Source organism: Streptomyces sp. NPDC094143 (assembly GCF_040303825.1).
In the GTDB taxonomy this organism is placed as follows: Bacteria; Actinomycetota; Actinomycetes; order Streptomycetales; family Streptomycetaceae; genus Streptomyces.
In genome coordinates this window covers 134,093-147,344 of sequence record NZ_JBEOTZ010000017.1, presented here as the reverse complement: position 1 = coordinate 147,344, position 13,252 = coordinate 134,093, and the positions used below count along the sequence as shown (strand labels likewise).

Annotated in this window: 11 protein-coding genes; 9 read left to right on the top strand and 2 right to left on the bottom strand. The window is 70.9% G+C overall.

All coding sequences use genetic code 11. The features are described 5' to 3' along the window. The first annotated feature begins 8 nt into the window (after positions 1 to 8). From rsmA to ABTZ58_RS22400, 7 genes are all read left to right on the top strand, one after another. Positions 9 to 896 (top strand): 16S rRNA (adenine(1518)-N(6)/adenine(1519)-N(6))-dimethyltransferase RsmA, encoded by an 888-nt coding sequence (gene rsmA, locus ABTZ58_RS22430; protein WP_351359374.1) that lies wholly within the window; start codon positions 9 to 11, stop codon positions 894 to 896. After that, positions 893 to 1,792: a 4-(cytidine 5'-diphospho)-2-C-methyl-D-erythritol kinase gene (locus ABTZ58_RS22425; protein WP_351359371.1), complete on the top strand. Its 900-nt coding sequence runs from the start codon at positions 893 to 895 to the stop codon at positions 1,790 to 1,792. Before rsmA ends, ABTZ58_RS22425 begins: the two co-directional genes overlap by 4 nt. Then, the gene (locus ABTZ58_RS22420; RefSeq protein WP_351359368.1) at positions 1,792 to 2,007 is read left to right on the top strand and encodes a hypothetical protein; all 216 of its coding nucleotides are present in this window, start codon (positions 1,792 to 1,794) and stop codon (positions 2,005 to 2,007) included. The genes ABTZ58_RS22425 and ABTZ58_RS22420 overlap by 1 nt, the downstream gene beginning before the upstream one ends. Positions 2,008 to 2,078: 71 nt before the next feature. Beyond that, positions 2,079 to 3,884, top strand: coding sequence for an ABC-F family ATP-binding cassette domain-containing protein (locus ABTZ58_RS22415; RefSeq protein ID WP_351359365.1), 1,806 nt, complete (start codon positions 2,079 to 2,081; stop codon positions 3,882 to 3,884). A 190-nt stretch (positions 3,885 to 4,074) separates the two neighbouring features. Continuing rightward, positions 4,075 to 5,859: an outer membrane protein assembly factor BamB family protein gene (locus ABTZ58_RS22410; protein WP_351359362.1), complete on the top strand. Its 1,785-nt coding sequence runs from the start codon at positions 4,075 to 4,077 to the stop codon at positions 5,857 to 5,859. Between the two features lie 58 nt (positions 5,860 to 5,917). Then, entirely contained in the window at positions 5,918 to 7,777 is a 1,860-nt protein-coding gene (locus tag ABTZ58_RS22405; protein ID WP_351359359.1) for an outer membrane protein assembly factor BamB family protein, read from the top strand. A gap of 235 nt (positions 7,778 to 8,012) precedes the next feature. Continuing rightward, entirely contained in the window at positions 8,013 to 8,702 is a 690-nt protein-coding gene (locus ABTZ58_RS22400) for a helix-turn-helix transcriptional regulator (RefSeq protein WP_351359357.1), read from the top strand. A 339-nt stretch (positions 8,703 to 9,041) separates the two neighbouring features. Here ABTZ58_RS22400 and ABTZ58_RS22395 read toward each other — a convergent pair whose 3' ends face one another. Both ABTZ58_RS22395 and ABTZ58_RS22390 read right to left on the bottom strand, forming a co-directional pair. Further along, positions 9,042 to 9,359: a hypothetical protein gene (locus ABTZ58_RS22395; RefSeq protein WP_351359355.1), complete on the bottom strand. Its 318-nt coding sequence runs from the start codon at positions 9,357 to 9,359 to the stop codon at positions 9,042 to 9,044. A gap of 20 nt (positions 9,360 to 9,379) precedes the next feature. Next, on the bottom strand, positions 9,380 to 11,059 hold the full coding sequence (locus tag ABTZ58_RS22390; protein ID WP_351359353.1) for a sodium:solute symporter family protein: 1,680 nt from the start codon (positions 11,057 to 11,059) through the stop codon (positions 9,380 to 9,382). Positions 11,060 to 11,223: 164 nt separating this feature from the next. Between ABTZ58_RS22390 and galT the strand changes: the two genes are divergently transcribed. Beyond that, positions 11,224 to 12,285, top strand: a complete 1,062-nt coding sequence (gene galT, locus ABTZ58_RS22385; protein WP_351359350.1) for a galactose-1-phosphate uridylyltransferase — start codon at positions 11,224 to 11,226, stop codon at positions 12,283 to 12,285. Next, positions 12,282 to 13,244 carry a UDP-glucose 4-epimerase GalE gene (galE, locus tag ABTZ58_RS22380; RefSeq protein ID WP_351359347.1) on the top strand — a complete coding sequence of 321 codons (963 nt, stop codon included), beginning with the start codon at positions 12,282 to 12,284 and terminating at the stop codon, positions 13,242 to 13,244. Before galT ends, galE begins: the two co-directional genes overlap by 4 nt. Positions 13,245 to 13,252: the final 8 nt, after the last annotated feature.

Sequence of the window (13,252 nt, the reverse complement as noted above, 5' to 3'; positions counted from 1 at the left end):
TTGTCCCCGTGACCAGCCCCGCCCACGACGCCCTCCTCGGCCCCGCCGACATCCGCGAACTCGCGGCGGCCCTCGGCGTACGCCCCACCAAACAGCGCGGACAGAACTTCGTCATCGACGCGAACACCGTCCGCCGCATCGTCCGCACCGCCGAGGTCCGGCCCGAGGACGTCGTCGTCGAGGTCGGCCCGGGGCTCGGGTCGCTCACCCTCGCACTGCTGGAGGTCGCCGAGCGGGTCACGGCCGTGGAGATCGACGCCGTCCTCGCCGCCGCGCTGCCCGCCACCATCACGGCCCGCATGCCCGAGCGCGCGGAGCGGTTCGCACTGGTCCACTCCGACGCGATGCACGTCGCCGACCTGCCGGGCCCCGCCCCGACCGCGCTGGTCGCCAACCTCCCCTACAACGTGGCCGTCCCGGTCCTGCTGCACATGCTCGACAGGTTCCCGAGCATCGAGCGCACCCTGGTGATGGTCCAGGCGGAGGTCGCCGACCGCCTCGCCGCCGCCCCCGGCTCGAAGGTGTACGGCGTCCCGTCGGTCAAGGCCAACTGGTACGCCGAGGTCAAGCGCGCCGGAGCCATCGGCCGGAACGTCTTCTGGCCCGCGCCGAACGTGGACAGCGGCCTGGTCTCCCTGGTGCGCCGGACCGAGCCGATCAGGACCACCGCGTCGAAGGCCGAGGTGTTCGCCGTGGTCGACTCGGCCTTCGCCCAGCGCCGCAAGACGCTCCGGGCCGCTCTGGCCGGCTGGGCCGGTTCCGCGGCCGCCGCCGAGCAGGCCCTCGTCGCCGCCGGGGTCTCGCCGCAGGCCCGGGGCGAGTCCCTGACCGTCGAGGAGTTCGCGCGCATCGCCGAGCACAAGGCGAACCGGTACCAGGAGAAGGAGACCGCGTGAGCGTCACGGTCCGCGTCCCCGCCAAGGTCAACGTCCAGCTGGCGGTGGGCGCCGCCCGCCCCGACGGCTTCCACGACCTGGCCAACGTCTTCCTCGCGGTAGGCCTCTTCGACGAGATCACCGTCACCCCCGCCGACGAACTGCGCGTCACCTGCGAGGGCCCCGACGCCGGCCAGGTCCCCCTGGACCGGACGAACCTGGCGGCGCGCGCGGCGATCGCGCTGGCCGAGCGGTACGGCCGCAGCCCCGACGTGCACGTCCACATCGCCAAGGACATCCCCGTCGCCGGTGGCATGGCGGGCGGCAGCGCGGACGGCGCCGGCGCCCTGGTCGCCTGCGACGCGCTCTGGCAGACCGGCGCCACCCGCGAGGAACTCCTGGAGATCTGCGCCGAGCTGGGCAGCGACGTGCCGTTCAGCCTGGTCGGCGGGGCCGCTCTCGGCGTCGGGCGGGGCGAGCGGCTGACGCCCCTGGAGGTCGGCGGCACCTTCCACTGGGTGTTCGCCATGGCCGGTCGGGGCCTGTCCACCCCGGCCGTGTTCCGCGAGTTCGACCGGCTCGGCGAGGGCAGGGACATCCCCGCGCCCGTCGCCTCGCGGGAACTGATCGCCGCACTCGCCAAGGGCGACCCGGACGCACTCGCCGCCACCGTCACCAACGACCTGCAGCCCGCGGCCCTGTCCCTCTTCCCGGAACTCGCCGGCACCCTGGCCACGGGCCGCGCCGCGGGCGCCCTCGCGGCCCTGGTCTCGGGCTCCGGCCCGACCACGGCGTTCCTCGTCCGCGACCCCGAGTCGGCGGCCGCGGTGGCGCAGGCCCTGGTGGCGTCCGGGACGTGCCGCACGGTGCGCACGGCGTCGGGCCCGGCACCCGGGGCGACGGTGGCCGGGCGTTGATGACGTGCGGCGGGGATGCGCTGGTCGCGCTCACCCACGACGAGTCGCAACCGGTCCGCGTCTGCGCCGTTTCCGGCCTGGCCCACCGCGACGATCCGCGCCGCGTCGAGGCCGAGCACCGGATCGGCCCTGCGGACCCGGAGCTGCCGTTCGACGAGAGGCTGCTGGACGTCCGGCGGTACCAGCGCCGTCAGGAGACCACCGCCCCCTCCTGAACACGCCGGCCGGAGCACCCCGCGGCCCGACTACCCTGGAGGGTCGATCCATCCCCCTCGTCAGGAGCGAAATGGCCGTCAACCTGGTCAATGTCGAGAACGTCAGCAAGGTGTACGGCACCCGTGCCCTGCTCGACGGTGTTTCCCTCGGCGTCTCCGAAGGGGACCGCATCGGCGTCGTCGGCCGCAACGGCGACGGCAAGACCACGCTGATCCGGATGCTCGCCCGGCTGGAGGAGGCCGACACCGGGCGCGTCACGCACTCCGGAGGCCTGCGCACCGGCGTCCTCACCCAGCACGACTCCCTGGACCCCGAGGCCACCGTCCGCCACGAGGTCATCGGCGACCTGGCCGACCATGAGTGGGCCGGCGTCGCCAAGGTCAGGGACGTGCTGACCGGCCTGTTCGGCGGGCTGGACCTGCCGGGGTTCCCCAAGGGGCTCGACACGGTCATCGGGCCGCTGTCCGGCGGTGAGCGCCGCCGCATCGCGCTCGCCAAGCTGCTCATCGAGGAGCAGGACCTGCTCGTCCTGGACGAGCCCACCAACCACCTCGACGTCGAGGGCATCGCCTGGCTCGCCCGGCACCTGCAGAACCGCCGCTCGGCGCTCGTCTGCGTCACCCACGACCGCTGGTTCCTGGACCAGGTCTGCACGCGCATGTGGGACGTCCAGCGCGGCTCCGTCTACGAGTACGAGGGCGGCTACTCCGACTACGTCTTCGCCCGGGCCGAGCGCGAGCGCATCGCCGCCACCGAGGAGACCAAGCGGCAGAACCTCGTCCGCAAGGAGCTGGCCTGGCTGCGCCGCGGCGCCCCGGCCCGTACGTCCAAGCCGCGTTTCCGGGTCGAGGCGGCCAACGAGCTCATCAAGGACGTGCCCCCGCCCCGGGACAGCAGCGAGCTGATGCGGTTCGCGTCCTCGCGGCTCGGCAAGACCGTGTTCGACCTGGAGGACGTCACCGTCCAGGCGGGCCCCAAGGTCCTGCTCAAGCACGTCACCTGGCAGCTCGGGCCCGGTGACCGGATCGGACTGGTCGGCGTCAACGGCGCGGGCAAGACGTCCCTGCTGCGGGCCATGGCCCAGGCGGCCCGCACCGACGGGGAGGCCCAGCCCGTGGGCGGCCGCGTCCGCGTCGGCAAGACGGTCAAGCTGGCCTACCTCTCCCAGGAGGTCGCCGAACTCGACCCGAACACGCGGGTGCTGGAGGCCGTGCAGCAGGTGCGCGAGCGCGTCGACCTCGGCAAGGGCCGGGAGATGACCGCCGGGCAGCTGTGCGAGACCTTCGGCTTCAGCAAGGAGAAGCAGTGGACGCCCGTCGGCGACCTCTCCGGCGGTGAGCGCCGCAGGCTGCAGCTGCTGCGCCTGCTCATGGACGAGCCCAACGTCCTCTTCCTCGACGAGCCCACCAACGACCTCGACATCGAGACGCTGACCCAGCTGGAGGACGTCCTCGACGGCTGGCCCGGCTCGATGATCGTCATCTCCCACGACCGGTTCTTCATCGAGCGCACCACCGACCGGGTGTTCGCGCTGCTCGGCGACGGCACCCTGCGGATGCTGCCGCGCGGCATCGAGGAGTACCTGGAGCGACGGCAGCGCATGGAGGAGGCCGCGGCCGCCTCCGTCCCCGCGCCGCAGCAGTCGGCCGCCCCGGACAGGAGTGCCGCCGACCAGCGCGCCGCCAAGAAGGAGCTGCAGAAGATCGAGCGGCAGCTCGACAAGGTCTCCGAGCGCGAGACCAAGCTGCACGCCCGGATCGCCGAGAACGCCACGGACTTCGCGAAGGTGGCCGAACTGGACGCCGAGCTGAGGGAATTGGCCGGTCAGCGCGAGGAGCTGGAGATGCGCTGGCTGGAACTGGCCGAGGACGCGTGAAGGGTGCGTGAAGGCGCATAACGGCGGCATCACGGGCCGGTCCTCCCTTGGGAACAGGGGGTGAGACGGCCCGGTCCGCCGTGGGAACGGGGTGATAGAAAGAGCCGTCTTGGAACTTCATGAAGCGACTCTGAGCCCATCGCGTACCTCAGGGCGTGGCTAAAAATGAGTGAAACGGGGGGAGCGACTGATGACTCAGCCGCCCAGTCAGCCACCGCACGGTGGTTTTGGAGCACCGCAGGACCCGCCGCCGCAGGGCGGTGGTTTCGGGGCGCCGACCCCGCCGCCGCCCCAGGGCCCGCCCCAGACCCCACCGCCCCCGCAGGGCCCGCCGCAGCCCGGCTACGGCTACCCGCAGCAGCCCCCGCAGCAGCCCGGCCCCTACGGCCAGCCCGGACCGTACGCCTCCGGCCCCTACGGGCAGCCGCAGCCGGGCCCGTACGGCCAGCCGCAGCAGGCCGGCCCGTACGGCCAGCCCGGTTACGGCTACCCGCAGCAGCCCCACTTCCCGGGCGCGCCGGGCACCCCGCCGCCGGGCGGCTCCCGCAACCCCTTCAAGGGCAAGCCGGCGATGATCATCGGTGCGGCCGTCGCCGCGCTGCTGGTCGTTGGCGGCACCGTCTGGGCGGTCACCGGCGGCGACAGCGGCGAGGGCGAGAAGAAGCCGGTCGCGCGGCAGAGCGACGACCCCAAGGGCGACGCCTCCGCGCCGGTCAACCCCGGTGACGGTGACGGCGACGGCGGCGAGGACCCGGAGAACCTCAACGAGGGCCGCCAGGCCGGCGAGGCCAAGGTCCTCTGGTACAAGGAGGCGCCCGACGCGCCCGGTTCCGGCGCCGACGCCCCCGGCATGTGGATCACCGACAAGACGGTGGTGAAGGCGGCGTACAAGCAGCTCCTCGCCTTCGACGTCGGTGACGGCAAGCCCACCTGGGACACCATCACCTTCCCGCAGAAGATCTGCGCGACGACCCCGCAGAAGACGGCCGACGACAAGATCGTCGTCGCCTACATGAGCGGCAGCAGCGACCGCGCCAAGTGCAACCAGCTGCAGGAGATCGACCTCGACACCGGCGAGAAGGGCTGGACGGAGAAGGTCGCCGACGGCGCCCTGTTCGACTCCACCCTCTCCGTCGAGCTGTCCCTGACCGGCACGACGCTGATGGTGGGCCGCTCCCAGTCCGGCACCGCCTACGACGTGACCAACGGCGACAAGCTCTTCGACAAGAAGCGCTACGGCGACTCCTGCTTCCCCTCCGCGTTCGCCGGCGGCGAGAAGCTGATCGCCGTCTCCTCCTGCGGCGCGGGCACCGGCAAGGAACACGACGAGGTGCAGGAGCTCGACCCGAAGACCGGCAAGGCCAGGTGGACCCAGCCGTTCGACAAGGGCTGGCGGGTCGCGCGCACCTACTCGGTCAGCCCGCTGGTCGTCTACAGCACCAACGAGGACAAGAAGGCCTGGAACATCTCCACCTTCACCTCCGGCGGCAAGTTCCGCTCCCAGGTCGGCTTCGACGAGGACTTCGCCCCCGAGTGCGGCTGGGCCATCCTGGAGCGCGACCTCCAGGGCTGCCAGGGTGTCGCCGTCGACGGCGACACGCTCTACCTGCCGACCGAGGCGACCACCGGCGCCAACGAGATCGTCGCGGTCAACCTGGCCGACGGCAAGGAGAAGTGGCGGGTGAAGTCCCCCTCCGACGAGTCGATGCTGCCCATGAAGGTCGAGGGCGGCAAGCTCATCGCCTATGTGCAGCCGTCGTACGACGCGGGCGGCCAGATCATCGCCATCCCGACCGGCGGCGGCAGCCACAAGCCGGCCAGGCTGCTGCAGAACCCGCAGGGCGCGGCGGACATCGAGGACGGGTTCTTCTCCAAGGACATCGACTGGGTCGACGGACGTTTCTACATCTCCACGACCCGGCTGAGCGGGAACGACGACACGAAGGAGAAGTTGATGCTCGCCTACGGCAAGTGATCCTTCCCCTCCCCGCACGCCCTTCGCCGCCCGTCCCCTTCCCCGAGGTGCTCACGTCATGACCCAGCCCCCGCCGCCGCCCCAGCAGCCCCCGCAGGCGGGCGGGTTCGGGCCGCCGCAGGACCAGCCCCAGCCCCCGCAGACCCCGCCGCCCGCCGGCGGGCCGAACCTCGGCAAGGCGCCCGAGCCGGGGTACGGCTACCCGCAGGCCCCGCAGACGCCCCCGCCGGCCGCTCCGCCGCAGCAACCGCAGCCGGGGTACGGCTATCCGCAGGGCGTCCCCCAGCCGGCCCAGCCCCCGCAGGCCCCGCCCGGCTACGGCTACCCCGGTCAGCAGCCGGGGCCGTACGGGCAGCCGCCGACGGTGCCCTACGGGCAGCCGGGATACGGGCAGCCGGGATACGGACAGCAGCCCGGGTACGGCTACCCGCAGGTCACCGTGCCGCTCCAGCCGCAGTCCGGACAGCCGGGCGGCGGCGGGAAGTTCAACGCCCAGGTGGCCATCATCGTCGCCGCGGTCGTGGCGATCGCCCTGATCATCGGCGGCGGCGTCTGGTACTCCTCGTCCAAGGACGACGGCAAGAAGGACGACACGGCCAGCTCCGGCGGCGGCACCGGCGGCACGACCGAGGGCAAGGGCGGCACCTCCTCCGGCGGCAAGGAGAAGGCACCCGACGACCCCGCCGCCAAGGTCCTCTTCCAGGTCCCGATGCCCGAGGTGAAGAACGACAGCACGGTCGTCGTCTCCGGCTCGTGGCTCACCGGCAAGGCGTACGTCAAGAGCGGCATCGCCGAACTCGTCGGCTACGACCGCACCGAGGGCGGCAAACTCTGGTCGATCCCGCTGGACGGCCCGGTCTGCCAGGCCAGCCGGCACGTCACCGACGACGGCCTGACGGCGATCCTCTACCAGCCCGCGATGCCGACCAAGGCCGATCCCTCGCACGGGTGCAGCCAGATCGCCCTGATCGACCTCGACGCGGGCAAGAAGCTGTGGACCAAGACGGTCGAGGTCGGCGGCGACCCGGTCACCTTCGACAACGTCACGATCAGCGGCAAGACCATCGCCGTCGGCAGCACCAGCGGCGGCGCCGCCTACGACGTCTCCGGCAAGCTGCTGTGGAGCCCCAAGCCGAGCGACTCCTGCTACGACGCCGGGTACGGCGGCGGCGAGAAGCTGGTCGCGGTGCGCAAGTGCGGCTCGTACGAGCAGCGGCAGCTGCACATCCAGACCATCGACCCGAAGTCCGGGAAGGTGATCTCGGAGTACAAGATGGCCGAGGGCATCGAGTACGCGAGCGTCGTGTCGACCAACCCGCTCGTGGTCGCCGCCGACGTCGGCGACTCGGCGGGCGACGGCAGCGGCATCTCCGACTTCTTCTCCATCGACAACAAGACCGGCAAGCTGCGCACCCGGATCTCCGCGCCGGGCGAGCAGTTCGCGGCCCGCTGCGAGGGCATCACCCGCATCGAGTACTGCAACCAGCTGGCCGTCGGCAACGACCGGCTCTACCTGCCGACCGAGGAGCACGACGGCACCGGCAAGTACAGCCAGACCAACGAGATCGTCGCCTTCGACCTCGCGACCGGCAAGCAGACCGGGCAGCGGGCCGACGCCGGCGACGGCTACACGATCTCGCCGCTGCGCATGGACGGCGGCAACGTCATCGCCTACAAGCGCCCGCCGTACGACAAGGGCGGGCAGATCGTGAGCATCGACGGGGGCAGCTTCAAGCAGACGACCCTGCTGGAGAACCCCGCGACGGACCAGGTGCGGGACGTGGAGACCAGCATGTCGCCGGACTACTCCGAGTTCCTGTTCGGCGACGGGCAGCTGTACATATCCAAGGTGTACGCGAGCAAGCGGTCCGCCGGGCTGGACAAGGAGTACCTCGCGGTCGGCTTCGGCACGAGCTGATCGTCTTGTGATCGTTTACTGATCGACCGATGGCCGGTGCGGTCCCGTCCCTTCAGGGGCGGGACCGTTCGCGTTTGGCCCGGTCAACCTCGAATGAGAGGAATTTCGGCGATCCGGGGCGATTCTCGCCGGTAGGGGGAGCGCAACGTCGAACAAGCGTGTAGCTTCCGGGGGCATGAAGGCGGGGGAGCCGGGGGGCTTCCATGGGGGGACTGGGTGACTGGGGGGTTGCTCGATGGGAGTGCGGCTCATGGTGGTCGACGACCACCGACTGCTGGCGGAGGCGCTGGCCTCGGCGCTGAAGCTGCGGGGGCACCGGGTGCTGGCCGCGGCGGCGCCGGCCGCGGGGGCGGCGGAGCTGGTGATCACGCGGGCGCCCGAGGTGTGCCTGCTGGGGACGGCCACGCCGGCCGAGCCGGGGATCTTCGACCCCGTGGTGAAGATCAAGCGGGAGCGGCCGCAGGTGGCGGTGCTGGTGCTGGGCCCGGTGCCGAGTCCGCGGGGCATCGCGGCGGCGTTCGCGGCGGGGGCCTCCGGCTACGTGCGGCACGATGAGCGCATAGAGGGTGTCGAGCGGGCCATCATGAAGGCCCGGGCGGGGGAGGCGGCGGTGGCGCCGCAGCTGCTGCAGGGGGCGTTCGGTGAGCTGCTCAACCCGGCGGCGCAGCCGGACGACGAGGGGCAGCGGCTGCTGTCGATGCTCACGCCGCGGGAGGTCGAGGTCCTGGTCCGGGTCGCGGACGGCGAGGACACGCGGGTCATCGCGGCGGGCATGGGCATCGCACCGTCCACGGCCCGCACGCACGTCCAGCGCGTCCTGATGAAACTCGGCGTCGGCTCCCGCCTGGAGGCGGCGGCCCTGGCGGCCCGCACGGGCCTGCTGGACCGGGCGGGGCCGGTACGGCGGGAGCCGCGAGAGCGGTGACCGTCTGACGCCGGGTGGGGGTGCGGCTTCGTCTGACGGTGGGTGGGGGTGCGGGGCCTTCGCCTGACGGTGGGTGGGGGTGCGGGACCTTCGCCTGCGCGCCGGTGGTGGGGTCGGGGCCGCGCCGGGGGGTGTCCGTCCTCGGAACGGCGCGATGGGGTTGCGAACCGACTCGCTCTCCGTTGACGCGCCAACCGCTGCGGGCGGACACCCCCCGACACGGCCCCTTGCGTCGTCCGGCGGGTGGCGGCGGGCGGGGGCGGGCGCCCAGTCCCGCTGAGCTGCGGGCATGTGTGCCGCTGGGGGCGGCACCCACGCCGAGCACCTGACGACGGCGGGTTACTCCACCCGCTCGTCCCCCTCCGGCTCAACCCCGGGCGGCGGCGGAGCCACCGGCCTCAGCTTCAGCCACACCAGGAAGAACAACCCCAGCGCGAGCATCCCCAGCCCGGTCCACAGGTTGATGTTCACCCCCTCGGCCTTGTCGATGTCGGCGTCGGACGCCGTCAGCCCCGCGATCGTGACGATCACGCCGTACACCACGAACAGCCCACCGATGATCCGCCGGATGTCGAACAGCCGCGCTGCGGTCGCCGACTTGCCCTGCAGCTCGGTGACTTCCCGCTGCACGTCCTTCTCGGAGTAGAACTCGGACATGTTCTGTCAGCCTTCCTGGGTCAGAACGAGAACGGGATGTAGCAGGCCGCGGCCAGGATCACCGCGCCCCAGCCGAGCAGTGCCGGCTTGCGGTACCAGGCCTCGTCCCCCGGCGCCGGCGGCTCCGTCATGCCGGGCGAGGTCGTGCCGTAGACCAGCCCCTGGAGCTCCTGGGCGGGCTTCGGCGCGGTGAACAGCGACACCGCCACCATGACGACCGCGCCCGCGACGAATCCCGCGATCGCCGAGACGAAGTTGGCGCCCTGGTCGGAGGGGATGTCGATGATGTCCTGCTTGTAGAGGACGAAGTAGTTGACCATCGCCGCGGTGGTGCCCGCGAGCAGTCCCCAGAAGCCGGACTTCATCGACGCCCGCTTCCAGAACATGCCGATGATGAAGACGACGAACATCGGCACGTTGAAGAAGGAGAACAGCGTCTGGAGGTAGCTCATGATGTTCGAGAAGGACGACGCCAGGAACGCTGTGCCGATGGAGGCCATGACGCCGATCGCGGTGATGATGCGGCCGAAGCGCACGTAGTACTCGTCCTCGCGGTCCCGGACCACGTACTTGGCCCAGATGTCCGTCGTGAACACCGTGTTGAACGACGACACGTTGGCCGCCATGCCCGCCATGAACGCCGCGAGCAGGCCGGTGACGGCGATGCCGAGCACACCGTTGGGCAGCAGCTGTTCCATCAGGTAGGGGATCGCGTCGTTGTACTGCAGGTCGGAGCCGGCGGTGCCGATCTTCGGGACCAGGACGGCGGCGACGAGGCCCGGGATCATCACGAGGAACACGATGAAGATCTTCGGGAACGCGGCGATCAGCGGGGTGCGCTGGGCCGCCGAGAGGTTCTTCGCGGACAGGGCGCGCTGCACCTCGGCGAAGTTCGTCGTCCAGTAGCCGAAGGACAGGACGAAGCCGAGGCCGAGGACGATGGTCAGCCAGTTCGCGCCGAGCGGGTTGTCGCTGCCGATGCCCGTGCCGCCCCAGGCGGTCATGAAGTCGCCGCCGCGGGACTCGGTGAGGGAGTCGGACAGGCCGTCCCAGCCGCCGACGCTCTTCAGGCCGAGCACGGTGATGGGGATGAGGGCCGCCAGGATCACGAAGAACTGGAGGACCTCGTTGTAGATGGCCGAGGAGAGGCCGCCGAGGGTGATGTAGGCCAGGACGAAGAAGCCGGCGACCACGATCGCCACCCACTCCGGCCAGCCCAGCAGCGCCTCGACGACGATGGCCAGGGCGTAGAGGTTCACGCCGGCGATGAGGATGGCGGCGAAGGCGAAGAGGACCGAGCTGAGCAGGTGCGCCGCCTTGTCGAAGCGCAGCAGCAGGAACTCGGGGACCGAGCGGACCTTGGACCCGTAGTAGAAGGGCATCATGACCAGGCCCAGGAAGACCATGGCCGGGATGGCGCCGATCCAGTACCAGTGCGTCGTGTAGACGCCGTACTGGGCGCTGTTGGCGGCCATGCCCAGGATCTCGGTCGCGCCCAGGTTGGCGGCGATGAACGCCAGACCGGTGACCCAGGCGGGCAGGGAGCGGCCGGAGAGGAAGAAGTCGAGGCTGGTCTTCACCGAACGTCTGGCGGCGAAACCGATGCCCAGGACGACGACGAAGTAGATCCCGAGGATGGTGTAGTCGAGCCAGTTGGTGGGGAGCCGTAGCTCGGCTGCCAGGAATGTGGGGGTTTGCATGAGCCCTCGCTTTGTCGCGCGAACCGATACCTCGCGGAATCTACGTGTCCGCGTTCAGCAATTGAACACGTCGGGTGATGCTCTTTGTTGGATTGTGATGTTGACGGTTGAGAGGAGTGGTGTTTTGATATGTTCGGTTATGTTTGAAGGATGAGGAGTCCGGCGTGAAGAAGACCTCGACCCGGCTGGCCGACGGTCGCGAGCTCATCTACTACGACCTGCGTGACGACAGCGTGCGCGGTGCGGCCGACCGCCGACCGCTGGAGCGCACCGTCACCACGTCCGGGATCCGCCGCGACCCCCTGCTCGGCGACTGTGTCGCCATCGCCTCCCACCGCCAGGGGCGGACCTACCACCCCCCGGCCGACGAGTGCCCCCTGTGCCCCTCCGAGGGCGACCGGCTGAGCGAGATCCCCGACTCCTCGTACGACGTCGTGGTCTTCGAGAACCGCTTCCCCTCGCTCGCCGGCGACTCGGGCCGCTGCGAGGTCGTCTGCTTCACCTCCGACCACAACGCCTCCTTCGCCGGCCTCTCCGAGGAGCAGGCAGGCCTGGTGCTGGACGCGTGGACGGACCGTACGTCGGAGCTGTCCCATCTCTCCTCCGTCGAGCAGGTGTTCTGCTTCGAGAACCGGGGTGCCGAGATCGGTGTGACGCTCCAGCATCCGCACGGGCAGATCTACGCCTACCCCTTCACCACCCCGCGCACCGCCCTGATGCTCCGCTCGGTCGCCGCCCACAAGGAGATGACGGGCGGTGAGAACCTCTTCGACGCCGTCCTGGAACGCGAACTCGCCGGCGAGCGGGTCGTCCTGGAGGGTGACCACTGGGTGGCCTTCGTGCCGTACGCGGCGCACTGGCCGTACGAGGTGCACCTGTACCCCAAGCGCCGCGTGCCCGACCTGCTCGGTCTGGACGAGGAGGCACGCACAGAGTTCCCCAAGGTCTATCTGGAACTGTTGAGGCGCTTCGACCGGATCTTCGGTGAGAACGAGCCCCCGACGCCGTACATCGCGGCCTGGCACCAGGCCCCGTTCGGCGCGCTGGAGGAGTTCGACGGGGTCGTGCGGGAGGACTTCGCGCTCCACCTCGAGCTTTTCACCATCCGCCGCACTTCCGGCAAGCTGAAGTTCCTCGCGGGTTCCGAATCCGGCATGAACGTGTTCATCAACGACGTGCCGCCGGAGCGCGCGGCCGAGCGACTGCGAGAGGTAGCGAGTTCATGAGCGGGAAGTACCTGGTGACGGGCGGCGCGGGATACGTCGGCAGTGTGGTCGCCCAGCACCTGCTGGAGGCCGGTCACGAGGTCGTCGTCCTCGACAACCTCTCCACGGGCTTCCGCGAGGGCGTCCCCGCGGGGGCCGCCTTCGTCGAGGGCGACATCCGCGACGCGGCCAAGTGGCTGGACGCGTCCTTCGACGGCGTCCTGCACTTCGCGGCGTCCTCGCAGGTCGGCGAGTCGGTCGTGAAGCCGGAGAAGTACTGGGACAACAACGTCGGCGGCACGATGGCCCTGCTGGCCGCGATGCGCGAGGCGGGCGTGCGCACGCTGGTCTTCTCCTCCACGGCGGCGACCTACGGCGAGCCCGAGCAGGTCCCGATCGTCGAGTCGGCGCCCACCTCCCCGACCAACCCGTACGGCGCCTCCAAGCTCGCGGTCGACCACATGATCACGGGTGAGGCGGCCGCCCATGGCCTCGGCGCGGTCTCGCTGCGCTACTTCAACGTCGCCGGTGCCTACGGCGAGTACGGCGAGCGCCACGACCCCGAGTCCCACCTGATCCCCCTGGTCCTCCAGGTCGCCCAGGGCCGCCGGGACGCGATCTCCGTCTACGGCGACGACTACCCGACGCCGGACGGCACCTGCGTGCGCGACTACATCCACGTCGCCGACCTGGCCGAGGCCCACCTGCTGGCCCTGAAGGCCGCCACCCCCGGCGAGCACCTGATCTGCAACCTCGGCAACGGCAACGGCTTCTCCGTCCGCGAGGTCATCGAGACGGTCCGCCGCGTCACCGGCCACCCGATCCCGGAAGTGGTCGCCCCCCGCCGGGGCGGCGACCCGGCGGTCCTGGTGGCGTCGGCCGCCACGGCCCGCGAGAAGCTGGGCTGGAACCCGTCCCGCGCGGATCTCGCGGCAATCGTCGCGGACGCGTGGGACTTCGCGCAGCGGCGCGGCAACTAGAACGTACG